This is a genomic window from Actinocorallia aurea (genome assembly GCF_054783995.1).
Genome location: NZ_BAAGPQ010000012.1, coordinates 170,073 through 195,655, shown reverse-complemented (window position 1 = coordinate 195,655; position 25,583 = coordinate 170,073). Strand labels below are relative to the sequence as shown.

Annotated in this window: 26 protein-coding genes; 9 read left to right on the top strand and 17 right to left on the bottom strand. The window is 72.4% G+C overall.

The window, feature by feature from the left end; translation table 11 throughout:
- Positions 1-72 precede the first annotated feature (72 nt).
- Positions 73-1,380, top strand: coding sequence for a M14 family metallopeptidase (locus tag ACYVOM_RS13380; RefSeq protein WP_460303640.1), 1,308 nt, complete (start codon positions 73-75; stop codon positions 1,378-1,380).
- 53 nt (positions 1,381-1,433) lie between these two features.
- Here ACYVOM_RS13380 and ACYVOM_RS13375 read toward each other — a convergent pair whose 3' ends face one another.
- On the bottom strand, positions 1,434-2,012 hold the full coding sequence (locus ACYVOM_RS13375; protein WP_460303639.1) for a class I SAM-dependent methyltransferase: 579 nt from the start codon (positions 2,010-2,012) through the stop codon (positions 1,434-1,436).
- A gap of 250 nt (positions 2,013-2,262) precedes the next feature.
- On the opposite strand from ACYVOM_RS13375, the gene ACYVOM_RS13370 reads away from it, so the two are divergent.
- Positions 2,263-3,861 carry a Coagulation factor 5/8 type domain-containing protein gene (locus ACYVOM_RS13370; protein WP_460303638.1) on the top strand — a complete coding sequence of 533 codons (1,599 nt, stop codon included), beginning with the start codon at positions 2,263-2,265 and terminating at the stop codon, positions 3,859-3,861.
- A gap of 17 nt (positions 3,862-3,878) precedes the next feature.
- On the opposite strand, the gene ACYVOM_RS13365 is transcribed toward ACYVOM_RS13370, so the two are convergent.
- The 4 genes from ACYVOM_RS13365 to ACYVOM_RS13350 form a co-directional block, all read right to left on the bottom strand.
- Entirely contained in the window at positions 3,879-4,751 is an 873-nt protein-coding gene (locus tag ACYVOM_RS13365; RefSeq protein ID WP_460303637.1) for an SDR family NAD(P)-dependent oxidoreductase, read from the bottom strand.
- A 120-nt stretch (positions 4,752-4,871) separates the two neighbouring features.
- The gene (locus ACYVOM_RS13360) at positions 4,872-5,444 is read right to left on the bottom strand and encodes a TetR/AcrR family transcriptional regulator (RefSeq protein WP_460303636.1); all 573 of its coding nucleotides are present in this window, start codon (positions 5,442-5,444) and stop codon (positions 4,872-4,874) included.
- A 95-nt stretch (positions 5,445-5,539) separates the two neighbouring features.
- The gene (locus ACYVOM_RS13355; RefSeq protein WP_460303635.1) at positions 5,540-5,722 is read right to left on the bottom strand and encodes a hypothetical protein; all 183 of its coding nucleotides are present in this window, start codon (positions 5,720-5,722) and stop codon (positions 5,540-5,542) included.
- 121 nt (positions 5,723-5,843) lie between these two features.
- Entirely contained in the window at positions 5,844-7,100 is a 1,257-nt protein-coding gene (locus ACYVOM_RS13350) for an MFS transporter (protein WP_460303634.1), read from the bottom strand.
- A gap of 122 nt (positions 7,101-7,222) precedes the next feature.
- Between ACYVOM_RS13350 and ACYVOM_RS13345 the strand changes: the two genes are divergently transcribed.
- Positions 7,223-8,158, top strand: a complete 936-nt coding sequence (locus ACYVOM_RS13345) for a LysR family transcriptional regulator (RefSeq protein WP_460303633.1) — start codon at positions 7,223-7,225, stop codon at positions 8,156-8,158.
- A 114-nt stretch (positions 8,159-8,272) separates the two neighbouring features.
- Entirely contained in the window at positions 8,273-9,049 is a 777-nt protein-coding gene (locus ACYVOM_RS13340; RefSeq protein WP_460303632.1) for a hypothetical protein, read from the top strand.
- 52 nt (positions 9,050-9,101) lie between these two features.
- Here ACYVOM_RS13340 and ACYVOM_RS13335 read toward each other — a convergent pair whose 3' ends face one another.
- Positions 9,102-9,827: a TetR/AcrR family transcriptional regulator gene (locus ACYVOM_RS13335; RefSeq protein ID WP_460303631.1), complete on the bottom strand. Its 726-nt coding sequence runs from the start codon at positions 9,825-9,827 to the stop codon at positions 9,102-9,104.
- Between the two features lie 96 nt (positions 9,828-9,923).
- Here ACYVOM_RS13335 and ACYVOM_RS13330 point away from each other — a divergent pair, with 96 nt between their 5' ends.
- The 3 genes from ACYVOM_RS13330 to ACYVOM_RS13320 are packed head-to-tail and all read left to right on the top strand — an operon-like array spanning position 9,924 to position 14,028.
- On the top strand, positions 9,924-10,487 hold the full coding sequence (locus tag ACYVOM_RS13330; protein ID WP_460303630.1) for an NADPH-dependent FMN reductase: 564 nt from the start codon (positions 9,924-9,926) through the stop codon (positions 10,485-10,487).
- An 11-nt stretch (positions 10,488-10,498) separates the two neighbouring features.
- On the top strand, positions 10,499-12,223 hold the full coding sequence (locus tag ACYVOM_RS13325) for an ABC transporter ATP-binding protein (RefSeq protein WP_460303629.1): 1,725 nt from the start codon (positions 10,499-10,501) through the stop codon (positions 12,221-12,223).
- Positions 12,220-14,028 (top strand): ABC transporter ATP-binding protein, encoded by a 1,809-nt coding sequence (locus ACYVOM_RS13320; RefSeq protein WP_460303628.1) that lies wholly within the window; start codon positions 12,220-12,222, stop codon positions 14,026-14,028. The genes ACYVOM_RS13325 and ACYVOM_RS13320 overlap by 4 nt, the downstream gene beginning before the upstream one ends.
- A 40-nt stretch (positions 14,029-14,068) precedes the next feature.
- Here the strand turns inward: ACYVOM_RS13320 and ACYVOM_RS13315 are convergent, their stop codons facing one another.
- Together ACYVOM_RS13315 and ACYVOM_RS13310 are read right to left on the bottom strand one after the other, a co-directional pair.
- Positions 14,069-14,653 (bottom strand): TetR/AcrR family transcriptional regulator, encoded by a 585-nt coding sequence (locus ACYVOM_RS13315; RefSeq protein ID WP_460303627.1) that lies wholly within the window; start codon positions 14,651-14,653, stop codon positions 14,069-14,071.
- 76 nt (positions 14,654-14,729) lie between these two features.
- Positions 14,730-15,587: an alpha/beta fold hydrolase gene (locus ACYVOM_RS13310; protein ID WP_460303626.1), complete on the bottom strand. Its 858-nt coding sequence runs from the start codon at positions 15,585-15,587 to the stop codon at positions 14,730-14,732.
- Positions 15,588-16,219: 632 nt separating this feature from the next.
- On the opposite strand from ACYVOM_RS13310, the gene ACYVOM_RS13305 reads away from it, so the two are divergent.
- On the top strand, positions 16,220-16,612 hold the full coding sequence (locus ACYVOM_RS13305; RefSeq protein WP_460303625.1) for a hypothetical protein: 393 nt from the start codon (positions 16,220-16,222) through the stop codon (positions 16,610-16,612).
- 94 nt (positions 16,613-16,706) lie between these two features.
- Here the strand turns inward: ACYVOM_RS13305 and ACYVOM_RS13300 are convergent, their stop codons facing one another.
- The 5 genes from ACYVOM_RS13300 to ACYVOM_RS13280 form a co-directional block, all read right to left on the bottom strand.
- On the bottom strand, positions 16,707-17,213 hold the full coding sequence (locus tag ACYVOM_RS13300; protein ID WP_460303624.1) for a DoxX family protein: 507 nt from the start codon (positions 17,211-17,213) through the stop codon (positions 16,707-16,709).
- Between the two features lie 4 nt (positions 17,214-17,217).
- Positions 17,218-18,414 (bottom strand): NAD(P)/FAD-dependent oxidoreductase, encoded by a 1,197-nt coding sequence (locus ACYVOM_RS13295; protein WP_460303623.1) that lies wholly within the window; start codon positions 18,412-18,414, stop codon positions 17,218-17,220.
- A 4-nt stretch (positions 18,415-18,418) separates the two neighbouring features.
- The gene (locus ACYVOM_RS13290; RefSeq protein WP_460303622.1) at positions 18,419-18,721 is read right to left on the bottom strand and encodes a hypothetical protein; all 303 of its coding nucleotides are present in this window, start codon (positions 18,719-18,721) and stop codon (positions 18,419-18,421) included.
- Positions 18,722-18,778: 57 nt separating this feature from the next.
- On the bottom strand, positions 18,779-20,260 hold the full coding sequence (locus ACYVOM_RS13285; RefSeq protein WP_460303621.1) for an NAD-dependent succinate-semialdehyde dehydrogenase: 1,482 nt from the start codon (positions 20,258-20,260) through the stop codon (positions 18,779-18,781).
- A 110-nt stretch (positions 20,261-20,370) separates the two neighbouring features.
- Positions 20,371-21,141 (bottom strand): SDR family NAD(P)-dependent oxidoreductase, encoded by a 771-nt coding sequence (locus ACYVOM_RS13280; RefSeq protein ID WP_460303620.1) that lies wholly within the window; start codon positions 21,139-21,141, stop codon positions 20,371-20,373.
- A gap of 231 nt (positions 21,142-21,372) precedes the next feature.
- On the opposite strand from ACYVOM_RS13280, the gene ACYVOM_RS13275 reads away from it, so the two are divergent.
- A complete protein-coding gene (locus ACYVOM_RS13275) occupies positions 21,373-22,161 on the top strand; it encodes an enoyl-CoA hydratase/isomerase family protein (protein WP_460303619.1) in 789 nt (262 codons plus the stop codon).
- Between the two features lie 7 nt (positions 22,162-22,168).
- Here ACYVOM_RS13275 and ACYVOM_RS13270 read toward each other — a convergent pair whose 3' ends face one another.
- The 4 genes from ACYVOM_RS13270 to ACYVOM_RS13255 all read right to left on the bottom strand — a co-directional run bounded on the left by ACYVOM_RS13270 (position 22,169) and on the right by ACYVOM_RS13255 (position 25,572).
- Positions 22,169-23,002, bottom strand: a complete 834-nt coding sequence (locus ACYVOM_RS13270; protein ID WP_460303618.1) for a hypothetical protein — start codon at positions 23,000-23,002, stop codon at positions 22,169-22,171.
- Between the two features lie 276 nt (positions 23,003-23,278).
- On the bottom strand, positions 23,279-24,478 hold the full coding sequence (locus ACYVOM_RS13265; RefSeq protein ID WP_460303617.1) for a cytochrome P450: 1,200 nt from the start codon (positions 24,476-24,478) through the stop codon (positions 23,279-23,281).
- A gap of 80 nt (positions 24,479-24,558) precedes the next feature.
- Positions 24,559-24,885, bottom strand: coding sequence for a hypothetical protein (locus tag ACYVOM_RS13260; RefSeq protein ID WP_460303616.1), 327 nt, complete (start codon positions 24,883-24,885; stop codon positions 24,559-24,561).
- 84 nt (positions 24,886-24,969) lie between these two features.
- Complete coding sequence (locus ACYVOM_RS13255) at positions 24,970-25,572, bottom strand: DUF6461 domain-containing protein (protein WP_460303615.1); 603 nt, start codon at positions 25,570-25,572, stop codon at positions 24,970-24,972.
- Positions 25,573-25,583 lie beyond the last annotated feature (11 nt).

Sequence of the window (25,583 nt, the reverse complement as noted above, 5' to 3'; positions counted from 1 at the left end):
GGATGGGCGGGATCGAAGTGAAACTTTCTCGTGAGGTGATCCACCTCCGAGACCCCCCAGGAGGAACCCGCGTTGACCAGACGCAGGCTTGGCGCAGCACTCACTTTCCTTCTCCTCGTCATCGGCATCGCGATGACCGGGAGCACCACCGCGGGCGCCGCATCCGGCGCCGAGGCGCAGTACAAGGTCCAGGGGCCCAGCACAGCGGCCCAGCGCACCCAGATCGCGAACACCGGCGCCTCGATCGACGGCGTGCTCACCGACCACGTCATCGTGACCGCCGGGAAGAGCGAGCTCAAGGCCATCAAGAAGCTCGGATACACCGTGACCGAGCTGCCCGGCCCCGGCCCGGACGCGGGCGGCCCCAAGCCTTCGAGCGACATCACGACGTTCGACTTCCCCACCGCCGACGCGACCTACCACAATTACGCCGAGATGACGGCGGAGATCAACACGCTGGTGGCGGCGCACCCGACGATCGTGCAGAAGCTGAGCGTCGGCACCTCCTACCAGGGCCGCGACATCATCCTGCTGAAGATCAGCGACAACGTCGCGACCGACGAGGCCGAGCCCGAAGTGATGTTCACCCATCACCAGCATGCGCGCGAGCACCTCACCGTCGAGATGGCCCTCTACACGCTGCACCAGCTCCTCGACAACTACGGGACCGACTCCCGGATCACCGGGCTCGTGAACAGCCGTGAGATCTGGCTGCTGCCCGACCTCAACCCCGACGGCGGCGAGTACGACATCGCCACCGGCGTCTACCGCAGCTGGCGCAAGAACCGGCAGCCGAACACCGGCAGCTCCAACATCGGCACCGACCTGAACCGGAACTGGGCCTACAACTGGGGCTGCTGCGGCGGCTCGTCCGGCAGCACCAGCGCCATCACCTACCGCGGCCCGTCGGCGGAGTCGGCCCCCGAGGTGAAGAAGGTCGCCGACTTCGTGCGCGGCCGCGTCGTCGGAGGCGTGCAGCAGATCAAGACCGCCATCGACTTCCACACCTACAGCAAGCTCGTCCTCTGGCCGTACGGCTACACCACGTCCGACACCGGCGCGGGCCTCACCCAGGACGACCGCGACGCCCACGCCGCCCTCGGGCAGAACCTCGCCGCCACCAACGGCTACACCCCCGAGCAGTCCTCCGACCTCTACATCACCGACGGCTCCATCAACGACTGGCTGTGGGGCAACCAGAAGATCTTCAACTACACCTTCGAGATGTATCCCGGCGCGAACGGCAGCGGCGGCGGCTTCTACCCGCCCGACGAGCAGATCGTCCCGCAGACGTCCATCAACCGCGAGGCGGTCCTCCGCCTGATGGAATACGCCGACTGCCCCTACCGCATCATCAACAAGCAGGCCCAGTACTGCTGACCCCCGGAGGGGAGGCGCGCGACGCGCCTCCCCTCCCCCAGGCCCGCGGAAGGCTAGCCGGGACGGGTGGCGACGCCGAGGATCTGGGGAGACGCGGGGAAGGGCATCGAGGTGTCCTTCGCGGTCAGGTGGGTGACCCGGTCGACGGTGAACCCGGCCTCCCGCAAGGCGCCGAGGGTGTCGCGGGCGCAATGGCAGCCGCCTGCCATCCGCGGCCACAAGGTCGCGTCCAACACGCGCTGAACGCGGGCGGCACCGGGGTTCGGCGAGCGGACGTGCTCCAGGAACCGCAGTTGCCCGCCGGGCGCCAGAACCCTGACCATTTCAGCGAGGGCCGCGCCCACGTCCGGCACCGTGCACAGGACCAGCGAGGCCACCACGGCGTCGAACGCCCCGTCGGCGGCGGGCAGCCGGTCGGCGAGCCCGTCCACGACGGTGACGGGAACGGGCGCACGTGCGGCGTTCCCGACCGCGATCCCCCGCAGATGCGGCTCCGGCTCAACGGCCAGCACCCGCGCGACACCCGCCGGATAGTGCGCGAAGTTGAGCCCGTTCCCCGCCCCCACCTCGATGACGTCCCCACCCAGCCCCCTCAGCAGCGCCCCCCGATACCGCCCGACCCCCCGCTCCATCCCAAGACTCGCCCGCGCATACCAACGAGCGAACACCGGACGCCGCCCAGACCGACTCACAGATTCTTCCTCCCCTGAGCCCGCTCCGGCGGCAGGGCCCCTGTCGATTATGCGCAAGGAACCGCGCGGCGCTCGGCTGGATCCCGGCGGCAGGCCCGGGCATCGGCCGGCCCGCCGACCGCACCGACGTCCGCGGGGGCGGCTGGTTTTGGGTCCTCTCATGGGGGGCAAGGCGAATTACTCTCACGTTATGTGGAGGACGTGGCGGTTTTGGGCGATCGTCGTCGTGGGGGTCGCGGTGTGGGGGCTCTTCGGCGTGCCGGCTCGGGCCGCGGGGGGTGGGGGCGGGGCGGCGGTCGTGGTGGACGGGCCGGTGCGGGGGTTGTTGGACGCGCACACGCATGTCGAAGGGCACGAGGACATGGGCGGGCGGATCATCTGCGGGAAGCCGTTCGATCCGGACGGGATCGAGGAGGCGCTGCGGGACTGTCCCGACCACGGGCCGAACGGGCAGTACGCCGTCATCGAGAACTTCTTCGCGCACGGCACCGCCACCGGCACGCACGCCACCGACGGTTACCCGACGTTCAGCTACTGGCCCGCCCACGACTCCCAGACGCACCAGATGGTCTACCACGCGTGGCTGGAGCGGGCCTGGCGCGGCGGGCTGCGCGTCCTGGTCGACCAGCTCGTCGCCAACCGCATCCTGTGCGACGTCTACCCGCTCAAGCTGAACGACTGCGACGAGATGGCGACCGTCCGCCTGGAGATGCGGCGCGCCCGCGAGATGCAGGCCTACATCGACGACCTGAACGGCGGCCCCGGCAAGGGCTGGTTCCGTCTCGTCACCTCGCCGGAGCAGGCCCGCGCAGTCATCGCGCAGGGCAAGCTCGCGGTCGTCACCGGTATGGAGGTTTCCGAGCCGTTCGGCTGCGGCGTGTTCCTCGGTGTCCCCAAGTGCACGAGGGCGAAGATCGACCGGGGACTCGACGAGATCAGGGCGCTGGGCGTGTCCAGCATGTTCCTGTGCCACAAGTTCGACAACGCGCTGTGCGGGGTGCGGTTCGACGGCGGCACCGCCGGGCTCCTCGTCAACGCCGGCAACCTCCTCAGCACCGGACGGTTCTGGCAGGTCGAGCCCTGTACCGGGCCACCCGACAACACCCTCATGTCGGCGCGGTCGCTGCCCGCGCCCCTCGGCACGTGGCTGGACGTCCCCCTGAAGGGTCTGCCCAACTATCCCGAGGGCCCGCACTGCAACAGGTACGGGCTGACCGCTCTCGGCGAGTACACGCTCCGCGGCATGGCCGAGCGCGGCCTGATCGTGGAGATCGACCATATGAGCGCCAAAGCCGCGGATCAGACGCTCGACGTCCTTGAGGAGATCGGCTACGGCGGCGTCATCTCCTCTCACAACTGGACGCATCCCTCCTTCCTGCCGCGCGTCTACCGGCTCGGCGGCATGGCCACCCAGATCCAGCCCCGCCCCGACAGCGCCGTGAACTACTGGCGCACGCTGAGGGCCGCCGCCGACCCCGGCCACCTGTTCGGCTACGGCGTGGGCCTGGACGCCAACGGCTTCGCCAGCCTCCCCGGCCCGCGCCCCGGCTCCGCCGTCACCTACCCGTTCACCTCGTTCTTCGACCCGTCCGTCACCTTCGACCGCCTCACCACCGGCGTCCGCACCTGGGATTACAACACCGAAGGCGTCGCCAACTACGGCCTCCTGCCCGACTGGCTCGAAGACCTCCGCGAGACGGCGCCTCCGGCGATGCTCGACGACGTGGCCAACGGCCCCGAGGCCTACCTCCAGATGTGGACGCGCGCCCGCGACCGCGCGACCCGCTGAGGCGTCGAGCCGGATCGTCACCCCAGGGGCGCGAGCCGTCGGCTGAGGGTGAGGACCTGGTGGACGGTGAGGGGGTCGGCGGCGGCGCGGACCATGGGAACGGGCCGGGCCTCCGCTCCGATGAGCACGCCGGTGCTGCCGCTCAGCGAAGGGTCGGTGGCCGCGAAGACCGACGAGCGCGCGGCTTCGGACGCGGGGCCTGAAGTGGAGCGTTCGAAGGTCCGGCGCACCAGCGGCCACAGCAGGCGCAGCGGCGGTGAGACGATCTTCGGCGAGGTCATGGTGCCGTTGGTCATGCCGGTGGCGGCGCCGCCCGGGTCCGCCGCGAAGACCGTGACGCCGGTGCCGCGCAGGCGCTCGGCCAGGTGCACGGTGTAGGCGAGGTTGGCGAGCTTGGCGCGGCCGTACCAGTGGAACGCGTAGTAGCCGCCGGGCGGTTCCACTGCTTCGAAGCCGCGCTTGGCGACCTTGATCGCGCCGGAGGTGACGTTGACGATCCGGCTGGGGGCGCCTTCCTTGAGCCGGTCGACCAGCAGTTCGGTCAGCAGATAGGGCGAGAGGTGGTTGACGGCGAACGACGCCTCGACGCCGTCGACGGTCCGCCGCAGTTCGGCGGACATCGCCCCGACGTTGTTGACGAGCACCTCCAGCGGTCCTTCCGCCGCCAGAACCGCGGCCAGCGCCCGCACCTCGTCGAGCGAGGCGAGGTCGGCGGCCTCGAACCGCGGCGCGGCTCCGGTCGCGATCGCCGCGATCTCCTCGACGGCGCGTGCCCCGCGCTCGGCGTCGCGGCCGACCACGGTGACGGCGAACCCGCGCCGCGCGAGTCCCTTCGCCGTCTCCAGGCCGATCCCGCCGGTCCCCGCCGTCACCACTGCTCGCCCGCTCATGGCTTTCCCCTCACCGTCTCCGACGAAGCGGATAGTTATCCGTTTCAATGAGGGCACGCTAGCACAAGCGGATAGCTATCCGCTTAGGCGAAGAGGGGAGAGCCGAAGGGCTCCGGGACGTCAGCGCGCCGGGCGCAGGCCCGCCAGCAGGACGTCGAGGTAGAGTTCGCGGCGTTCGCCGTCGCCGGAGCGCACGGCATGGGCCGCGCCGCACAGGAGGCGGCGCACGTCGTCCGCGTCGATCTCGCTCCGGATCGCGCCGGCCAGGCGGGCCCGTTCCAGCAGGACCGCGAGCGCCTGGTCGAGTTCGGCCTTCATCTCGGAGGTCTGCGCCCCGGCATCGCCGGCGGACTCCAGCACCGCCGCGAAGTCCGGATCGTCCAGCGCGCGGTCGAGCGCGAAGCGCAGCAGACGGCTCAGGCCGACGAGCGCGTCTTCGGTGTCGGCGGCGGACCGCGCCTGATCGACGAGTTCCCCGAAGCGTTCGGCCGAGAGCGCCTCGACCAGCGCATGCCGGTTGGGGAAGTGGCGGTAGACCGTCCCGACGCCCACCTCGGCGAGCCTGGCGATGGCGTTCAGATGCAGCGAGTTGTCCCCGGCGGCCAACTGCTCGCGCGCTATCCGCAGGATCCGCGCCCGGTTGCGCGCGGCGTCCGCCCGCAACTCCGCACCCCGCCCCGCTCTCCCGGTCACCCCCCAAGCATAGGCACCCGAGCCGACAGAGCGACCGCGCCCCGTGGCAGACGAGTCCGGTCCCACCTCTCGTCCGGGCCCGCAGCCGCGCGTCCTCAGTCGGGCCACTCGCGGTCGGGGGCGTCGGGGTCATGCGGGAGGAAGGCCGAGCTGCGGTACAGGGCGATGACGATCACGACGAGGAGGAGGACGCCGAGTCCGCCCAGGACCAGGAACTCGGGGCGGACGGAGTCGTCGGAAGGTTCGGCCGGAAGGGTCTGGAGAAGTGCCGTGAGCATGTGCATGGGACCTCCGCGTGTGCGCCGGGCGGGAGGGCCGGCTTCACCGGTCGTGCACTGGGTGCCCACTTTATCCGGGCGGGGACTCTCCGCGGCGGGCTTCGTTCCTCCGCGGGAAGGCTCAACGAGGTTCGGTCGAACTGGAGCGGGTGGTCATCGGCTCGGGTCGCGGGGCCGGGGCGGGGCGGGGAAGCAGGAAGGGGGTGGCCAGGATGAGGACGCCCGCGGTGGCGAGGGCGGTGCGCGGGCTTGTGGCGTGGGCGAGCAGGCCGGTGAGCGCGGTCAGGACGGCGATGGCCGCCTGCTGGCCGATCGACCAGGCCGTCAGGGTGCGCGCGAGGAGATGCTGCGGGGTCTGTTCGAGCCGGTAGGCGGCCAGGACCGGGGTGTACAGACTCATGTTGACGATGATCGCCAGCTCGATCGCGATCACGGTGACGAGGCCCGCCGTGCCGGGGCCGACGAAGGCCAGGCCGATCAGCCAGACGGCGCGCAGCGTGCCGACCGTCCGGAACACGCGGTCCCTGCCGTGGCGGGCCACGACGCGCCCGGCCAGCCGGGATCCGACGAGGCCGCCGAGGCAGGGGGCGGCGAAGGCGAGGCCGTACTGCCAGGGCGTGAAGCCGAGTTCGCGGAGCAGGAGCACGGCGAGCACCGGCTCGGTGGCCATGATCAGACCGGAGACGAGCATGTTGTTGAGGTAGAGCGCCCGAAGCGTGGAATGGCGGAAGAGGTAACGCCAACCGTCGAACACGCCGAACGCTCGGACGGCGTCCTCACCGGTCCGTCGCGGCGCGTCCTCCCGGCCGCCGATCGCGGTGACGGCCAGCGCGGAGAGCAGGTAGCTGAACGCGTCGGCCGCCACGGTGACGACCGGGCCGAACAGGCCGATCGCGGCCCCGCCCAGCGGCGGCCCGACCGCGATGGAACTCCAGTTCGTCGACTCGAAGCGGGCGTTCGCGACGAGCAGGTCGGCCGGCCGGACGAGCGACTTGAGGAAGGCACCGGACGCCGCACCGAACGCGATCTTGGCCGCGGCGACCGCGATCGACACCGCGAGCAACTGGACGAAGCCGAGCCGGCCGAACGCGTACGCGACGGGGATCGTCGCCATCGCCGCGAACCGCACCAGATCCATCGCGATCATGACCGGGCGCTTGCGGCGGAACTCCACCCAGGGCGCGAGAGGCGCCGCGATCAGCGCGCCCACCGCGGGCCCCACCGCCGACAGCGCGGACACCTCGGCGGGCCCCGCGTGCAGCACCAGCACCGCGACGAGCGGCAGCGCCCCGAACCCCAGCCCCGACCCGTACGCGCTCACCGCGTACGCCGCCCACAGCCACCCGAACCGCCGCCCCAGCCGTCTCCTGCCCACCACGTGCGCTCCTCTACACAATCAGTCATTGTCCAAGAAGAGCCAATCTGGAGACAGAATAGAAGGTCAAACAACCATCATGCCGCTACTCCACAACTGCTGGTTGTTCACTAAGGTGAATCGGCGTGGACCTCGAAGCAGTACGCACCTTCGCCGCGGTCGCCGAGACCGGCCAGTTCCAGAAGGCCGCCGCCGACCTGTCCGTCAGCCAGCAGGCGGTCTCCAAGCGCGTCTCGGTGCTGGAACGCGACCTTGGCGTCCGGCTGTTCACGCGCACCCCGCACGGCGCGGAACTCACCATCGATGGGCGGGCGCTCCTCCCCCACGCCCGCGAGTTGCTGCGCGTCGCCGAGCGCGCGGTCGCGTCCGTGCGCCCCGGCAGCCGGCCGCTCCGCGTCGACGTGCTCACCTCGCGCAGCGCGGCGTCCGGTCTGATGCGCGGCTTCCACGGCGCGCACCCCGGGATCGACCTGGACATCCTGATGCTCTTCGAGATCGAGACCGCCGTCGCCGCCCTGCGCTCCGGCGCCCTCGACGCGTCCTTCCGCGCCGTCGGCGCACCGGGACGCCCCCTCCCCGACGACATCGATTCGGTCCGCGTCATCGACGAGCCGCTCCAACTCCTCGTGGGCCCCGGCCACGCCCTCGCGGGCGCCCACTCGGTGCGCGTCGCCGAGCTCGCCGACCACCGTATCTGGATGCCCGGCATCGCCCCCGGCACGGAATGGGCCGCCTACTACGACGCCCTGGTCGCCGAGTTCGGCATCGCCATCGAGGCGACCGGCCCCAACTTCGGCTCCGACGCCCTCCTCGACACCATCGCCGACACCCCGACCCTCGCCACCTTCATGGGCGCCCGCACCCGCCTCATCTGGCCCGCCTCCCACGACCTGCGCCTCATCCCGATCACCGGCCCGACCCCCGTCTACCCCCACTCCCTCCTCTGGCACCGCGCCAACCCCCACCCTGCCCTCCCCACCCTCCGCGCCCACCTCACCAGCTCCACCGCCGACCACGGCGCCCCCGGCACCTGGACCCCGCCGTGGACCGTCGCGCACTGACCGCATCCCATCACCCGGCACCGGAAGCCTCACCTATCTACCCTTGACGGATATTTACCGATCTGGTTCCGCCCTGGATGATGCGTTTCTCCCCTGACGATCGAGGAGGAACGCGTGGCGCACAACAGCTCATGCGCTCAGGCGGAAGGTCCTGAATGCACGTGCACATGCGGCGGCGCGAGACACGGATGCCAAGGGGGATTCGATCTCGCGGACAAGCCCATAGAGAAAGTTCTGGAGTATGTCGCCGAGCGGGAGGAAGAGTGGCGGAGCCTTCCCAAGAAGCAGGCCGCGATCGGCTGCGCACGAGCGACCGTCATCTCTTGGCTCCACCGCGACGTCCACCTTCTCAGCCACACCAGAGCGGCCGAACAACGCGCGTTCGAGAATGACGCGCGTCAGCTCGACCAGGGGCTCTTCCTGCGGGTCCTCGAAGCGGAACTCGGGCCCCTGCGAATGGCGGAGTTCCAGTCATGGGCCGGGGAATCGCATTTCTGGTGCGAACTGCTGGCTCAGCTCGCCTTCGCGCTGAGCCGATACGAGCATTTCTGGAACACCGTCGCCTACACCGTGGAGCGGGCCCTCCTCGGGCGGGACGACGTCCCCGTGCCGCCGGGACTTGAGCCCGCCGGACCGATAGGGATCGCCGCCCACGCGAGCTGGCGCTATCTCCACGAAGGCCTGATCACCGCCTCGGGGGCCTTCGATCCGCAGGCGCTGATCTGGCCCGCCCGGGTGATCGCCGTCCTCATGTGCCCGGACGCCTCGAACCACCCTGCCGTGCGGGAGCACTGCCTGGCACCGATCCTCCAGGAGGGCCGCGCCGAGGCAGGTCAAGAGGTCCGCGACCGCCTGAGCCGCACCTTCACCGAAGACCCTTGGTTCGCCTGACCGAAGCTCCCGAACAACTCTTCCGGGGAACGGGTGAGAGGGCGGGCGGGGGTCAGGGGAGGTCGAAGGTGTCGGCTATCCCGTTGAGGACGATGTCCAGGCCCAGGGCGAAGCGCCAGTCGTCGTCGTCCTTGCGTTGCGCGGTCCGGGCCCAGGCGTGGACGGCGGGGTAGCGGCCGGTCTCCATGAGGTGGCGCATGCGGCGGGCGTAGGCGTCGCGCATGCCGTCGCCGTCGGTGACGCCCTCCCGGTGCCGCAGTTCCGCCATGGTCGCTTCGGCGCCCACCGCGCCGCGAGTGTAGGCGCTGACGGTGTCGGCGACGGCCATCTTGGTGTCGGCGTCGAGCCCCAGGCCGTCGAGGGAGGCCAGGACGCGCTCGCCGACGAGCATCCTGTTAGGGATCAGGCCGATCGGGACGCGGGTCGTGGCCTGCGCGATCCACGGATGGGCCAGGTGGACCCGCCGTTCGGCATGGGCGCCCTCGGCGAGAACGGCGCGCCATCCGCCGGTTTCGGGCACGGGCTGCGAGGCGTAGACGGCGTCCACCATCAGTTCGAGGATCTCCTCCTTGTTCTCGACGTACCGGTACAGGGCCATCGCGGTCACGCCGAGACGGCCGGCGAGCTTGCGGATGGTGACGGCCTCCAGCCCTTCGGCGTCGGCCAGTTCCACGGCCGCCTCCGCGATCACCGCGTGTGAGAGCGTCGCACGGGTCTGGGCGCCTGCGGTGTCGATGCGCTCCCACACCGACGGCTTGAGCGTTTCCTCGGCTGCCATTGATCCCTCCTCGTCTACACCGTATCAGTCTGTTTACAACGTAGACCGATCTGTGTACGTTGTAGACACCACTCTACGACGTACACAGGAGATGTGATGAAGCTCAGGACCGCGATCATCATCGGCAGCGTCCGGGAAGGCCGGGCGGCTCCCGCCGTCGCCCGCTGGCTGGCGGGCGAGGCCGCCCGCCGCGACGACCTGGAGCTCGATGTCATCGACCTGCTGGAGACCCCCGTCCCCGAGCGGCTGCACGCCTACGACGGCGACCGCCTCGCCGCGCTCAGCCCCCGGCTCGCCGCCGCGGACGCCTTCATCGTGGTCACCCCGGAGTACAACAAGAGCTTCCCGAGCGCCCTCAAGGACCTCCTCGACTGGCACATGGCCGAATGGCAGGCCAAGCCCGTCGGATTCGTCTCCTACGGTGGGATGTCGGGCGGCCTGCGGGCCGTCGAGCAGCTCCGGCTCATCTTCACCGAACTGCACGCGGTGACGATCCGCGACACCGTCAGCTTCCACGGCGTGTGGGACCGGTTCGACGCGGACGGCGCGCCCGTCGACCCCGAGGGCGTGTCCGCAGCGGCCAAGACCCTCCTCGACCAGCTCGCCTGGTGGGGACTCGCCCTGCGGGACGCGCGCGCCGCCCGCCCCTACGCGAGCTGACGGAGGCACCGGTGCTGCTCTCACTCATGCGCTCCCGGCTCCGCTCCGGAGAGCTCCTCGCCATCGTCGCGCTCCAGCTCGCGGCCACCTTCGGCATGCTCTACCTGCCCACCCTGAACGCCGACCTCATCGACGACGCCATGGCCGAGACCGGCGGCGGCGACCTCGTCCGCACCGGCGGCGTCATGCTCGCCGTGGCGCTCGCACAGGCGGCGGTCACCGTCGGCGCCCTCGTGTACGCCTCACGGGCCGCCTCCCGGCTCGGTCGCGACCTGCGCCAGGCCGTCTTCGCCAAGGTCCTGACGTTCTCCGCGCCGGAGATGGCGCGGTTCGGCGCCCCCTCGCTCATCACTCGCTGCACCGGCGACGTCCAGCAGATCCAGACCGTCGCCCAGCTCGGCCTCGGCCTGATGGTGCAGGCACCGCTGACCTGCCTCGGCGGGGCCGTCCTCGCGCTGACGATGAGCCCGCGCCTCGCCGCGGTCCTGCTGGTGTCGCTCGCCGGGCTGGCCCTGGTGTTCGGCCCGGTCCTGCGCACGCTCGCGCCCCTGTTCCGCCGCCTCCAGAGCACCACGGACGAGGCGACGACGGTGCTGCGCGAGCAGATCGCGGGCATCCGGGTGGTGCGGGCGTTCGTCCGCGAGGACTCCGAACGCGCCCGCTTCGCCCGCGTCAACGGGGAGCTCACCGGCCTGTCGCTGCGCACGGGCCGCCTCATCTCGATGATGTTCCCGCTGGCGATGCTCGTGGTGAACCTCTCGTGCGTCGCGGTCCTGTTCTTCGGCGGCCGGCTCATCGCGGCAGGCGACCTGCGCGTCGGGGCGCTCGCGGCCTTCCTGTCCTACTTCATGCTGATCCTCGGCACGCTCATCTTCGCCACGTTCATGGTGATGGCCGCGCCCCGCGCCGCGGTCTGCGCCGAGCGCATCACCGAGGTGCTGCGGACCGACCCGACCGTCGCGCCCGCCGCCTCACCCGTCCGGGACCTGCCCTCGCCGGGGCTGGTCGAGCTGCGCGGCGCGGGCCTGCGCCACCCCGGCGCGGAACGGCCCGTGCTGCACGGCGTGGACCTGACGGTCCGGCCGGGCGAGGTCGTCGGTGTCGTCGGCGGGACGGGCAGCGGCAAGAGCACCCTGCTGGCGCTCGTGCCGCGCCTGTCCGACGCGACGGAGGGCAGTGTCCGGGTGGGCGGGGTCGATGTCTGCGACCTCGCCCACGAGACGCTCGCGCGAGCCGTCGGGTACGTGCCGCAGAAGGCCTACCTGTTCGCCGGGACCGTCGCGGAGAACCTCCGGCAGGGCGACCCCGCGGCCACCGACGACGACCTGTGGGCGGCCCTCGACGTGGCCCAGGCCCGCGACTTCGTCGAACGCCTGCCCGGCGGCCTCGACGCGCCCGTCGCGCAGGGCGGCTCCGACCTGTCGGGCGGCCAGCGGCAAAGGCTGGCGATCGCCCGCGCGCTCGTCCGCAAGCCTTCGGTCTACCTGTTCGACGACTCCTTCTCCGCGCTCGACGCCGTCACCGAGGCGCGGCTGCGCGCGGCCCTCCCGGAGGCGACGGGCGACGCCGCGGTCCTGATCGTCTCCCAGCGGGCGGGTTCCCTGCGCGCCGCCGACCGGATCGCCGTCCTCGACGCGGGCCGGCTCACCGCCGTCGGCACCCACGAGGAGCTGATGGCCGTCGATTCCGCTTACCGCGAGATCGTTCTCTCCCAGGAAACGGAGGTGGCCGCATGAGCGTCCGCCGGGTCCTCTCCCTGCTCCGCCCCGAGGCGCCCCTGATCGCGGGGGCCGCGGTGCTCGCCGCGGCCGGGGCCGCCCTGACCGTCGCCGGACCGCGGGTGCTCGGCGCGGCGACCGACGCGATCGTCGCCGGCGACCTCGCCTCCTCAGGACGGCATCTCGCCGTGGCCGTCGTGCTGTTCCTCGCCGGATCCGGACTGGGCGTCGTGCAGGGGCTCGTCGCGACCGAGGCGGTGCAGCGGGCGATGGGACGGCTGCGCGCCCGCGCCCAGGCCAAGCTCGACCGCCTCCCGCTGCACCGCGTGGACTCCCGCCCGCGCGGCGAGCTGCTCAGCCGCGTCACCGGCGACATCGACAACCTCGGCCAGTCGCTCCAGCAGACCGTCGGGCCGATCCTCGTCGCCGTCTTCCACCTGGTGGGCCTGCTCGGCATGATGCTGTGGATCTCCCCGCTGCTCGCCCTCATCAGCCTTGCCTCGATCCCGCTGTCGACGGCCGCGGCGAGCCGCGTCACCCGGCGCGCCGCGCCGCGGTTCGCCGCCCAGTGGAAGGCCACGGGCGACCTCAACGCGCACATCGAGGACGTCTTCACCGGCCACACCGTCGTCCGCGCCTACGGCCGGGAGGCGGAGGCCGCGCAGCGCTTCGCCGCGCACAACGCACGGATGCACCGCGCCGGCCTGACCGCCCAGATCCTGTCGGGGCTGGCCCGGCCCGTCATGGCGATCTTCGCGAGCCTCGGCTTCATCCTCATCGCGGTCATCGGCGCGTTCCGGATCGCTTCGGGCGCGCTGTCCCTCGGCGAGGTCCAGGCGTTCGTCCAGTACTCCCAGCAATCGGGCCAGCCGATCAACCAGGTGGCCGGGATGGCGGCGGTCATCCAGTCGGCGCTCGCCTCCGCCGCCCGCGTGCTGGACCACCTGGACGACGAGGAGGAGCCCGCCGAGCCGACCGGCACGCCCGCGCCGCTCCGGGGCCGCGTCGAGTTCCGGGACGTGTCCTTCCGCTACGACCCCGAGATCCCGCTGCTGGAGGACATCGACCTCGCCGTCGAGCCCGGCCAGACCGTCGCCGTCGTCGGCCCCACCGGCTCGGGCAAGACGACCCTCGTCAACCTGCTCCTGCGCTTCCACGACGCGACCGGCGGCCGGATCACCGTCGACGGCGCCGACATCACCGCGATCCCGCGCAAGGCCCTGCGCTCGGGCATCGGGCTCGTCCTCCAGGACACGTGGCTCTTCCACGGCACCATCGCCGCCAACCTCGCCTACGGCAGCCCCTCCGCGGGCCGCGCCGAGGTGGAGGCCGCCGCCCGCACCACCCGCGCCGACCCGTTCATCCGCGCCCTGCCCGACGGGTACGACACCGTCATCGGGGAGGGTGGCACCGGGCTCAGCGAGGGAGAGCGCCAGCTCCTCGCCCTCACCCGCGCCCATCTCGCCGATCCCGCCCTGCTGATCCTCGACGAGGCCACCAGTTCGCTCGACACCCGCACCGAACGCCTCGTCCAGGACGCGATGCGGGCCCTGCGCCGGGGCCGCACCACGTTCGTCATCGCACACCGCCTGTCGACCATCCGCGACGCCGACCGCATCGTGTACCTGTCGGACGGCCGCATCCTCGAACAGGGCACCCACCACGACCTCCTGGCGGCCGACGGCCCCTACGCCGCCCTCCATTCCGCCACCCGACGCCAGGCCCCGCCGACCGGCCCACACCGCGCTCCCGTGCCGCAGCACCGGAGCGGCGAAGCCCTCGCACCGCACGGCGGGACCGAGCCCCAACGAGCGACCCGGTGACGTCGCCGCATCGAGGAGGATCGCGGCGCGCGACTCCGGCTCAGTCGGGGGCGCTGATCGCGTCGACCAGGGCGTGGAGGTGGGCGCGGAAGCGGTGGGTGGCGGCCGGGTCGTCGCGGCCGGAGCGGCCGGTCGCGTCGGGGAAGCCGCTGTGGACGAACGTCTGTATGTAGGTCGTCATGAGCCATGCGGTCAGGACGGGGTCGAGGCCGGGGCGGAGTGCGGAGGCGGACATCCGGCCGATCTCCTCCACCAGCGGGACCAGTTCCTCGTCCACCCCGCGCGCGTCGGCCGCGTCGTGCATGCGGCGCTGCATCCATAGGGCGACGCCCACGGGGTGGGCGATGCAGTAGTCGAGGTAGACGTCGGCGAGGGCGTGCAGATCGATCCGGTCGCCGCCCATCGCGCGTCTCGCCTCGTACATGAAGGCGGCGTCGCGTTCGTGGAGGTAGCGCAGCACCGTCGAGTACAGCCCGCGTTTGCCGCCGTAGACGCGGTCCACCTCGGCCGGCGCGACGCCCGCCGCCCGTCCGATCAGGTCGGTGGTGATGCCGTCGTAGCCGAGTTCGCCGAAGAGCTGCGCGGCCACCTCCAGCACGCGGTCCTCCGCCGGATCGCTCCCCATGCCCATAAGCCCCTCCGATGGGACTGCCCGTACGCTCGGCCGGCCGACCCCCCACCTGGGTAGATAACGCTTTGCCTCAGCCCGGGTCGCGGGCCGGCCGACCGGCCAGGTGGGGCAGGAGAAGGGCGGCGGTCGCCGGTGCGGCCTCCTCGGGGATCCAGTGGCCGACGCCCCGGAGGGTGTGGAACGTGTAAGGGGCCCGGACGTGGCCGCGAGTGAGGGAGGCGGCCTTGCGCCCGAGGGCGGGATCCCGGTCGCTGAAGACGTAGAGGGTCGGGACGGTGATCGTGCCGCCGGTGAGACGGGACGGGCCGCCCAAGAACATGGCCCGGTACCAGTTGAGGGCCGGGGTCATGTTCTCGGGAGTCAGGATGAAGTCGACGTCGCGGGGGTTCATCCCCTGGGCGAGGCGGGCCCGCGCGCGGTCGGACGCCGCGATGCGGCGGAGGAGGAACTCGGGCAGCCGGGGCAGTTGGAAGAGGAACATGTACCAGGACAGGAAGAACTGGCGGCTGGTGAACATCGCGCGGACGAACGCGATCGGGTGCGGAACCGAGAGCGCCGTCACCGTCGCGACCAGGTCGGGCCGGGCCGCGGCGAGGCTCCAGGCGATGGAGGCGCCCCAGTCGTGGCCGACGACGTGGACTCGCCGCCCGCCCGCGGCCTCGATGAGCGCGACGATGTCTTCGGTGAGCACCGACATCCGGTAGGCGAGACGGCCGCGGGGTCTGGCCCGGGGCGAGTAGCCGCGCTGGTCGGGAGCCAGGGTCCGGTATCCCGCGGCGTGCAGGGAGGGCGCCAGGACGTCCCAGGAGCGGGCCGTCTGCGGGAACCCGTGGAGCAGGACCACGACCTCGCCGTCCACCGGTCCCTCGTCGACGACGTCAAAGATCAGACCATCACGGGCGAATGAGGCAATCCGGCCAGCCACCATGCCCACACGCTAGCCCACCGAGCGCCCCCGGCCCCGCCCATCCCGGTCTCCCCGCCACCGGACCCGGGAGCGGCGGGCCCGCCTCAGGTGGAGTGCCGGGGCGGCCGGTCATGCTCCAGGTCTACGTCCGGATCCGTCCCTGCGGGGATGTGGGGGCGGGCCGAGGGGAGGGAGGATCCGCGGAGGTCACGGTGCGCACAGTGGAGGTTCGATGTCCGGTCGGGTGGCTTGGGTGCGGTCTGCGGGGAGCCCGGGGGTCCTGGCCGCGGCGGCGGCCGGGCTGGCGGCGGTGTTCGTCGCCACGCCGCGGGTGCTGGCCGGCCTCGGGACGGGGGCCGGGTTCGGGGGGAGGGACGAACTCGTCGACGCGCTGGCGGCCGCGTTCGATGGGTACTGGGCGTCCGGCGAGCGGGCGCCGTCGGCGGAGCTGGCGACGGTCATCGGCTATTGGGCCCGCTACCACGTGGCCAAGGCGGCGCTCGCGGGGATGCTGCTCACCGTGCTCGTCATGCTCGCCGTCCGGCTCTGGCGGGCCCGCGCGCGCAGCGTCGGTCGGGAGGGGGAGGCGGGCGGCGCTCGCCTCGGGGGGCGGTGCGGCGGCCGGGCTCGCGTCGCTCTCGCTGGTGACGGTCATGGCGAACGTCCAGGGCGCGATCGCACCGTTCGCGTCGCTGCTGCCGATGCTTCCGGCGGACGGGACCCTCGACGAGGTCCGGGCGAACCTCGCCGCCGCTCCGGGAGGCCCCCACCCTCCCGCCCTGGACCTGCTGATCGAGGACTTCGCGCGCTACCACGTGGCGATGGCGGTCATCTCCGCGTCCGTCGCGGCGGCGCTCCTCGTCTGCGGCGTCCTGCTGGGGCGGGCGGCGGCGCGCGCCGAGCGGTCGGCCAGGCGGATGCTCGGATCGTGCGGGATCCTCGCGGGTGTCCTGGCGGCTGCCTTCGTCGTCGTCGCCGCGGCCAACTCCTCGACCGCCGCCGACCCTGCCCCCGCCTTCCTCGCCTTCCTCGAAGGAGGCTGGTGACCCGCGGGCCCTGAGCTGAGGCGTCCGGGTGCTCGATCCTGCCTGGTCCGGCGGCCTGAGGGGTGCTCGGTCCTCGGGCCGCCGGGGTCGGGGGTCAGGCGTTCGCGCGGTTCGGGCGCCAGCAGGCGGCCAGGAGGGCCAGGCCGCCTCCGCCGCCGAGGAGGGCGGCGATGGCCAGGCCGGGCGGCCCGTCGACGGTGAGGTCGATGAGGTGGTCGGCGGACCAGCGGCCGGGGCCGAGGGCGGCCAGCGCGCAGGCGGCGACGATGATCATCAGGACGTACTCGTAGCCTTCGCCGGGGCGGAAGATGAAGAACCCGTTCCGGAGGTGGTTGGCGACGAGGGCGACGGTCATCGTGCCGACGACGGCGGCGGCCGCGAGGGCGTTCAGCAGGCCCAGGATCAGCAGGACGCCCGCGCCCAGCTCCGCCAGGGTGGCGAACAAGGCGTGAACGCGCCCCGGCCGGATGCCTATGGACTCGAACCAGCGCGCGGTGCCGGGCAGCTTGCCTCCGCCGAACGCGTGGTTCCAGCCGTGCGCGAGCATCGTGACGCCCAGAGTGGCCCGCAACAGGGCCGCGGCGAGGTCGGTCTCGATCACCGGGTCACCGCCCCGCCTGCGCGAGGACGGCGACCCGCTCGGCTCCCGACGCGACGAGCGCGCGGTAGCGGACGAACAGGCCGGGCGCCCCGAAGGACGCCACTCCCCTCAGCGAGCCGCCGGTGAAGTACCCGAGGACGGTCCCCTTCACCGGGCCGCCTTCCAGGCCGTCTCCATGCAGCGTCACGACATCGTCGCACGCGCCGGTCCGGCCGACGGTCTGCACCTTCATGCCGAACTGGTCGGACCACACGTAGGCGGGGCCCGCGACGGGCGCGTCGGCACCGGCGATCGCGCACGCGACGGCCGCCGCCTGGTCGATCGTCGCCGTCCAGTGCTCGGCCCTGTGGTGCCGGTCCGCTTCGTCGTCCCACCAGGCGGCGGCGTCGCCGACCGCCCAGACGCCCTCTCCCCCGATGGCCCTGCCGGACGCGTCGCAGGCCAGCCCGTCGCGGGTGGTGAGGCCCGCGCCGTCGAGCCAGGCCAGGTCGGGCACCGCGCCGACGCTCACCAGGACGGCGTCGGCCGTGACGGTCGTCCCGTCGGCGAGGAGCACCGTGCGGGCGTCGGCGAAGCCCGTGATCTGCGCTCCGCACAGCAGCTTCACGCCGCCCTCGGTGAACAGCCGCGCGGCCAGTTCCCCGCCGCGCGGGCCGAGTGCCCGCTCGCACGGGACCGCGCCCGCTTCCAGGACGGTCACCTCGATGCCGCGCTCCGCGGCGGCGCACGCCACCTCCGCGCCGATGAACCCGGCGCCGACGATGAGCAGCGAGCGGGCGGCCTCCAGCGCGTCGCGCAGGGCGAGCGCGTCGTCGAGGGTGCGCAGGGTGTGCACGCCGTCGGGCTGGCCGGGCAACGTCCGGGGGGACACGCCGGTCGCGACGACCACGATGTCCCCCGTGACGGACCCGCCGCCGGCCAGCTCGACCGTCGTGCCGCGCAGCGCCACGGCCCGCGCGCCGAGCCGCACCGCGACGTCGAGTTCGGCCAGCGCGGAGTCGTCGCGCAGCACCGCGCGGCCGGGCTCCCACTGGCCCTTGAGGATCTGCTTGGACAGCGGCGGCCGGTCATACGGCGGATGCGCCTCCGCGCCGACCAGGGTGATCGGGCCGGTGTGGCCCTCGGCGCGCAGCCGCTCGATCGTCCTGATCCCGCCGAGGCCCGCGCCGACGACCACCACGTGTGCCTGAGGCTTGGGCATCGCGTCAGTCCGAGGCGGGGAGCGGCTTGGCGGACTTCTGCGCGACCTCGGCGCCGTTCACCGACACCGCGTGGTCGCCGCCCATGACGCACAGCAGCTCCACGTCGATCCCGTCGACGGTGTAGCGCTTGCCGAGCAGGAGGCCCGAGCCGGCTCCGGCGAGGGCCGGGGACTTGGCCGCGACCTGCTCCTCGGACATGTCGAGGCCGCCGCAGGTGACGGCGAGGTCATCTTCGGGGGCGCGGACGACGACCAGGGCGGTGCCGTCCACGGTGCTCCGGAGGGTCTGTCCCACACGCAGCTTCATCAGGTGCTCCTTCTTCGTTCTTCGGTCCGCGCGCCCGGGGGCCGCGGGCGGGGAGGTCTAGCGGGCGACGGTGCCGACGAGCTTCACATCGAGGTACTCGTCGATGCCCTGGGCGCCGCCCTCACGGCCGAGGCCGCTCGCGCCGACGCCGCCGAACGGGGCGGCCGCGCCGGTCGGGTCGATGTCGTTGACGCCGACGATCCCGAACCGCAGCGCCTCCGCGACGCGCTGGGCCCGGCCCAGATCGTTGGTGTAGACGTAGGAGGCCAGGCCGTACTCGGTGTCGTTGGCGCGGCGGATCGCCTCGTCCTCGTCGTCGAAGGCGATGACGGCGGCGACGGGTCCGAACGTCTCCTCGCGGTAGATCCGCATCGACTCGTCCACGTCGGCCAGCACGGTCGGGGCGTAGAAGGTTCCGGCGTCCAGACCGTCCTCGGTGAGCCGGTGCCCGCCCGCGAGCAGGCGAGCGCCCTTGGCGACCGCGTCCTCGACCTGCGCTGCGACCTTGGCGACGGCCGCCTCGTCCACCAGCGGCCCGATCGCCACGCCGGGCCTCTCCCCCGGCCCCGCGACGAGCTTGCCCACGCGGGCGACGAGTTCGGCGGTGAACTCCTCGATGACGGAACGGTGCACGAAGATCCGGTTGGGGCTGATGCAGGCCTGTCCGGTGTTGAGGAACTTCACCAAGGAGGCGCCCTTGGCGGCGTGGACGGGGTCGGCGTCGGGGAACACGAGCATCGGCGCGTGTCCGCCGAGCTCCATCGACACCCGCTTCATGGTCGCCGCGGCCCGCGCTGCGAGCAGCTTCCCGACCTCGGTCGAGCCCGTGAACGTCAGCTTCCGCACCTCGGGCGCGTCCAGCAGCCGGTCCCCCATCGCTTCGGGCCGCGACGTCGTCACCAGGTTCACCACGCCCGCCGGAACCCCCGCTTCGGCGAGGATCTCGAACACCGCGACCGCGCACAGGGGAGTCTGCTCAGCGGGCTTCAGCACCACCGTGCACCCCGCCGCCAGCGCCGGGCCGACCTTCCGGGTGATCATCGAGATCGGGTAGTTCCACGGCGTGATCGCGGCGACGACCCCGACGGGCTGGCGCAGCACCGTCAGCCGCTGATCGGCCCGCGCCGACGGGATCGACGAGCCGTGGACCCGCTTGGCCTCCTCGGCGAACCACGCCAGGAAACTCAGCGCATAGCGGACCTCGTTGCGCGCCGCCTTCAACGGCTTGCCCTGCTCCGACGTCATCAGCACCGCGAGGTCCTCGGCCCGCTCCGCCATCAGCGCGTGCGCCTTCCACAGCACCTCGGCGCGCTGGTACGCCGTCGTCCTGCTCCAGGACGCGAACGCCTCCGATGCCGCGGCGATGGCCCGATCCGTCTCGGCGGGCCCCGCGTCCGACGCGGTCCCGAGGACCCGTCCCGTCGCGGGATCGACGACCTCGAAGGTCCGCCCGTCGTCGGCGCCCTGCCACTTGCCGTCGACGAACAGCGTCTCGCCCGTCCTCACCAGCGCTCCAACCGACTGTTCCACATTCGTCATATCGTCAGCGTCCCCGCATCAAGGTCATCGAACTATCAGAGGAGCCCCGCGGCCCTCGCCGATGCGCGGCCGATTCCCGGGGACCGGCCGCACGGGGCTTCGGGAGCGCCTCAGACGTTGAAGCGCAGGGCTCCGTCGACGCGGACGACTTCGCCGTTGAGGTAGTCGTTGTCGACCATGTGCAGGGCGAGCCTGGCGTACTCGTCCACGTGGCCCATCCGCTTGGGGTTGGGCACGCCGGGGCCCCACTTGGCCTGGGCGTCGGCCTCGGCCATGCCGAAGGCGGGGGTGAAGAAGGTGCCGGGCGCGATGGTGAGGACCCGCACGCCCGTCGGCGCCAGGTCGCGCGCGGCCGCAAGAGTGAGGCTGATGACGCCGCCCTTGGCCGCCGCGTAGTCCGACTGCCCGACCTGGCCCTCGAATCCGGCGATCGAGGCGGTCATGATGACGACGCCGCGCTGCCCGGACTCCAGGGGCTCGTTGCGGCTCATCGCGCCCGCGCTGTGCGCGAGGACGTTGTAGGTGCCGCCGAGAAAGATGTCGAGCGTCTTCTTGAACGTCGCCAGCGGGTAGTGCTCGCCCGCGCGGTTGATGATGCGGCGCCCGGCGGCCGGTCCGCCGTGCACGATCACGGTCGCCCGCAGCGGGCCGAGTTCGCCCGCCGCCGCGACCGCCGCGGCCACCGACTCCTCGCTGGTCACGTCGGTCGACAGGTAGCGGACCTTGTCGCCGCCGAGGTCGGCCTCCAGCGCCTTGCCCTTGTCCTCGGCGAGGTCGGCGATGAGGACCTTGGCCCCGGCCCCGACCAGGCGCCGCACGGTGGCCTCGCCGAATCCGCCGGCTCCGCCGACGACGAGCGCAGACGCGCTGTCCAAGTTCATGCGATCTCCTGTCTTCGCGGGGCGCGCGGCCCCAGGACTGACGGCGCCCGGACCCGTGTCCGGGGCCCGGTCCGTCCGGCGGCCACCGCCCGGGCAGCCTCACTGAACACGAGATTGAGATAATTGTCAATGTATCGAAGTATCGGCGGACGGGCACTGCTCACCTGCTGGATCGGCAAGCCGCGGCGCCTGCGATAAGGTGTGCGCCCGAAACGCAGAAGGGACGACCCGATGGCCGGCGACGCGGTGGTGCTCAGCGAGGCGGGACCCGGCATCCGGGTGGTGACGCTGAACCGTCCGGGCGTCCGCAACGCGATGACCGAGGAGATGACGCGCGCCTGGGACGCCGCCCTCGACGAGGTGGAGGCGGACCGCGAGACGCGGGTCCTGGTCGTCACCGGCGACGGCAGCTCGTTCTGCTCGGGCGCCGACCTGTCCTGGCTCGACCAGGGATCGGCCGAAGACGTCACCATCGACCGGCTGCGCGGCAGAATGCTCCCGTTCTACCGGAGCTGGCTGCGCCCCCGATCCCTCGCGTTCCCCGTGCTCGCCGCCGTCAACGGCCCCGCCGTCGGCGCCGGAGTCTGCCTGGCGCTGGCCTGCGACCTGCGCTACGCGAGCGCGAACGCCCGCTTCAGCACCCCCTTCGTCTACCGCGGCACCCACGGCGGCATGGCCTCCACCTGGCTGCTCCCCGAGGCGATCGGCGTCACCCGCGCCCGCGACATGCTCTACACCGGACGCGAGATCGACCCCGGCCTCGCCAAAGACTGGGGCCTCGTCACCGACGTCTCCGACGATGCCCTCAAGCAGGCGCTGGAGGTCGCCGGCCGGATCGCCGAGGCCGGCCCCATCGCCCTGCGCCTCACCAAGACCGGCCTTGAGCAGTCGGCGGCGGGCCTGGAGGCATCTCTCCAATGGGAGGCGCTGGCCCAGCCCGTCACGATGACGACGAAGGACCTCCACGAGGGCATCGCCGCGTTCCGCGAGCACCGGGCGCCCCGCTTCACGGGCCGCTGACCGGCGCTCACGCCATCGACCGCTCCCAGACACCGCACGAACGGGCCAGCGCTCCGAGCGAACTCCACTGGATGCCGCTCGCGCGCCGCGGCGCGGTGTCGAACTCGAAAGCCGCCTCCGCGGCGTGCACCGCCGAGAACAGACCGGGGACGGGCAGGTCGTCGGCGTCGAGGACTTCTCCGGTCGCCTCGTTCACCCTCAGGTCGCGCTGCAGCGCGGCCTCCTCCGGCGACGCCTCGTGCAGCGCGCACCAGGTCCGCACGTCGAGCTCCCGCCGGGAGCCCACCGTGTCGGGCACCGCCGCGAGCCTGCGCCGCCGCCCGTCGCTGCCGCCGCGCCCGGCCGCCTTCCACATGGCAGTCCCGACGAACTCCCAGTGGGCGGGGTCCACGGCGAGGATGACCGACGCGCAGGGCACCTCCTCGATGCAGAACGCCGACCTCCACACCTCCTCGGCCAGCCGGTCGAGCGCGGGCGCCATCCGCTCCGGCGCGCTCTCGGCGAGCCGACGCGCCCAGCGGTGCCCCGACGCGGCGGGCCCGCGGCCGGGCAGCGCCGCGACGCCGAGCCCGCAGACCCGGTCGCCGTCGACCATGAGCTCATGGACCCGGCGCTGGGTCCGCACCTCGACTCCGGCGGACAGGGCGGCCCTGCGCAGCCGCGCCCGCAGCGCGTCCCTGGTTCCGGTGGAGCGCGGGCCGCGGCGTCGGCGGGCCAGGAGCGGATCCTGTTCGACGACGATGACCCGGGCCTCGGCCTTCGCGGCGGCCAGGGCGGCGGTGGCTCCGACGACGCCGAAGCCCACGACCACCACGACATCGAAATCTGCTTGCAGCGACACCGGCCAGCCTCCTCGCCAGCACGTCCCGGCGGGGTGCTCCGGAACGTCCCTCCGTCGACGCCGCCACCCTACGAACCGCGATGACACGTGTCAACGGCCATCCTTCGACCGGTCTAGAAACATCGATCAGCCGAACTGTTCAAAGGCTGCCCCCTCCCTCCGCGGCGATCCTGCCACGCCGTCCGGCGCGGGGGCGCGACGCACGGTCGGCGGACCGGTTCAGGAGGCCGCCTGGTCGTACGGGGCGGTCGCCCTCGCGCACGGCGGTGCCGCGGTTCACCAGGTGATGGGGAGTTTGTCGGGGCGCCGGACCAGGCGGGTGGGGGTCCAGTGGAGCGCGGAATCGGGGGTGGCGAGGCGGAGGGCGGGCAGGCGGGCGGTGAGGGCCTCCAGGGCCACCTGGAGTTCCATCCGGGCGAGGGCGGCGCCCACGCAGCGGTGCAGGCCGTGACCGAAGGCGAGGTGCGGGTTGGCGTCGCGGGCGAGGTCCAGGGATTCGGGGTCGGGGAAGACCGAAGGGTCGCGGTTCGCCGCGCCGAGGTCGACGAGGACCTGGTCGCCCCTGCGCACGACGACGCCGCCGAGCTCGACGTCTTCGAGGACGAACCGGGGAAAGGAGCCCTGCGAGATCAGGGGGACGTAGCGGAGCAGCTCCTCCACGGCGCGCGGGATCAGGGCCGGGTCGGCGGCGAGCCGCGCGTAGTCGCCGTCGCGCAGGAGCAGGTAGACGAAGTTGGGGATCTGCGAGGCGGTCGTCTCGTGCCCGGCGCCGAGCAGCGCGCGGACCAGGCTGATCACCTCTTCCCCGGTGAGGCTCTCGCCTTCGATCTCCTCGCGCACCAGCGCGCCGATGAGGTCGTCGGTCGGCTCATCGATCCGCCGGGCGGCGAGGTCGGCGAGGTAGGCGTTCATCTCGTCGATGGCGGCGACGACCTCGGCGGGCGACAGCGCGGTCCCGGAGATCATGGCGTCGAGCCAGCCGGTGAAGCGGTCCCGGTCGGACGCGGGGACTCCGAGCAGCTCGCAGATCACCCGGACGGGCAGGTCGAGCCCGAACCCGCCGACGAGATCGGCCGGCGGCCCCGCCGCGACCATCTCGTCGAGGAGGGCGTCGGCGATCCGGCGGGTATCGTCGCGCAGGTCCTCGACACGGCGCGGCGTGAACGTCCGGAAGACGAAGCGGCGCAGCCGGGTGTGGTCGGGCGGGTCGGCGGCCAGGAGGGTGCCGCTGGACGGGTCGATCGGGATGACGCCGGACACCCCGTCGAGAGGGACGCCGACGCGTTCGCGGTCCCGGCTGAACTCGGGCCCGCTGAGCACGCGCCTGGCATCCTCATAGGAGGTGACGAGCCATGCCGACGGGCCGAACGGCGGGCGGACCAGGACGGGCGCCCCGCCCTCGCGGGCCTCGCGCAGCACGGACGGCAGGTGAAGGACATGATCGGTCTCGAACGGATACGACGGGAGCGTCTGCATGGCGACTCCAACCACGGGTCCCAGGACCACCGAGCAATTCTCAGTACGCCCAGATTTCCCGACTTATCCCCCGCGCGATATCACCCGACCGCCACCCTCCCCTCACCCAGCGCAGCCAAGCCCAGCCACCCCGGAGTCCCGGGCCCCGGGCCCCGGTCAGAGGCGCACAGTCCGACAAGGCCCAGCATGGGATGCCCCGGCGGCAGTCCCCGACCCAGCCGAAGGCACCAGCCCTCGACGTGGTCGCGCTCTCCACAGCGCAGCGCGATGCTGACGAGCCAGCCGACGGCCTCGCGCGCCACCTCGGTCGTGTGCGGCGACGCCGACGGTTCCCCCGTCTCGGCCAGCAGCCGCAGAAAGACCGCGTCGGCCTCCGCGTGCCAGGCCGCCTCCTCATCGGAAATCACCTGGAACACCGTAAGCCGCTCATCGCGGAAGGCATGTGCGCTCCGCCGGGTTCGGGACGCGTGTCGGAGGTGCCCCCGGGCGGGTCACTGGCCGACGGAGCCGGTCAGGTAGGTGGCTCGGCGGAGGTGCTGCGAGGTGATGCGGAGGCCGGTCAGGTGCTCGATCACGGCGTCGAGGTCGGTTTCGCGGTCTTCGTCGCCCCAGATGTCGTCCGGGTCGGCGGCCGTGCCGTCCAGGGCGAAGCCCGCTGCGGTCATCACGTCGCGGAGGGCGTCGGGGTCGCTGCCGTGGCGGGCGACGGGGTCTGCCGGGTCGAACTCCAAGCGCAGGTCGCCGTCCTCACGCCAGACGAACCGGGCGACGGCGTTGACGTTGCGGAAGTCCGCGACGAGCCGGGTCCCGGCCGACAGCGGCACGTTGTACTCGGCGGAGACCCCGATCAGGCCGCAGGTCTCGAACCCGACCGCCCACCCGGCGACCTCGGTCACGCCGATGCCCATGCCCGGCCTCTCCGAGGTCTCCTCACGGAGTTCCTCGAGCCCGGTGACCTCGGGGCCGACGCGGGCCCCGATCCGGCGGAGGAACTCCTCGGCCGAGATGCCGCGCACGAGGGTCAGGCAGTAATCGTCCCAGAGCGCGGCATCGTCCCCGTAGTCCCAGGCGTCGTCGTCGAAAGCATCGTTCACGGCAGCAGCAT

Bases quoted from the DNA above. Each gene is read 5' to 3' on its own strand.
- ACYVOM_RS13375 (WP_460303639.1), bottom strand. From the start codon at position 2,012: ATGGAGCGGGGGGTCGGGCGGTATCGGGGGGCGCTGCTGAGGGGGCTG.
- ACYVOM_RS13370 (WP_460303638.1), top strand. From the start codon at position 2,263: ATGTGGAGGACGTGGCGGTTTTGGGCGATCGTCGTCGTGGGGGTCGCG.
- ACYVOM_RS13365 (WP_460303637.1), bottom strand. From the start codon at position 4,751: ATGAGCGGGCGAGCAGTGGTGACGGCGGGGACCGGCGGGATCGGCCTG.
- ACYVOM_RS13355 (WP_460303635.1), bottom strand. From the start codon at position 5,722: ATGCTCACGGCACTTCTCCAGACCCTTCCGGCCGAACCTTCCGACGAC.
- ACYVOM_RS13335 (WP_460303631.1), bottom strand. From the start codon at position 9,827: ATGGCAGCCGAGGAAACGCTCAAGCCGTCGGTGTGGGAGCGCATCGAC.
- ACYVOM_RS13330 (WP_460303630.1), top strand. From the start codon at position 9,924: ATGAAGCTCAGGACCGCGATCATCATCGGCAGCGTCCGGGAAGGCCGG.
- ACYVOM_RS13320 (WP_460303628.1), top strand. From the start codon at position 12,220: ATGAGCGTCCGCCGGGTCCTCTCCCTGCTCCGCCCCGAGGCGCCCCTG.
- ACYVOM_RS13315 (WP_460303627.1), bottom strand. From the start codon at position 14,653: ATGGGGAGCGATCCGGCGGAGGACCGCGTGCTGGAGGTGGCCGCGCAG.
- ACYVOM_RS13310 (WP_460303626.1), bottom strand. From the start codon at position 15,587: ATGGTGGCTGGCCGGATTGCCTCATTCGCCCGTGATGGTCTGATCTTT.
- ACYVOM_RS13305 (WP_460303625.1), top strand. From the start codon at position 16,220: ATGGCGAACGTCCAGGGCGCGATCGCACCGTTCGCGTCGCTGCTGCCG.
- ACYVOM_RS13295 (WP_460303623.1), bottom strand. From the start codon at position 18,414: ATGCCCAAGCCTCAGGCACACGTGGTGGTCGTCGGCGCGGGCCTCGGC.
- ACYVOM_RS13290 (WP_460303622.1), bottom strand. From the start codon at position 18,721: ATGAAGCTGCGTGTGGGACAGACCCTCCGGAGCACCGTGGACGGCACC.
- ACYVOM_RS13285 (WP_460303621.1), bottom strand. From the start codon at position 20,260: ATGACGAATGTGGAACAGTCGGTTGGAGCGCTGGTGAGGACGGGCGAG.
- ACYVOM_RS13280 (WP_460303620.1), bottom strand. From the start codon at position 21,141: ATGAACTTGGACAGCGCGTCTGCGCTCGTCGTCGGCGGAGCCGGCGGA.
- ACYVOM_RS13275 (WP_460303619.1), top strand. From the start codon at position 21,373: ATGGCCGGCGACGCGGTGGTGCTCAGCGAGGCGGGACCCGGCATCCGG.
- ACYVOM_RS13265 (WP_460303617.1), bottom strand. From the start codon at position 24,478: ATGCAGACGCTCCCGTCGTATCCGTTCGAGACCGATCATGTCCTTCAC.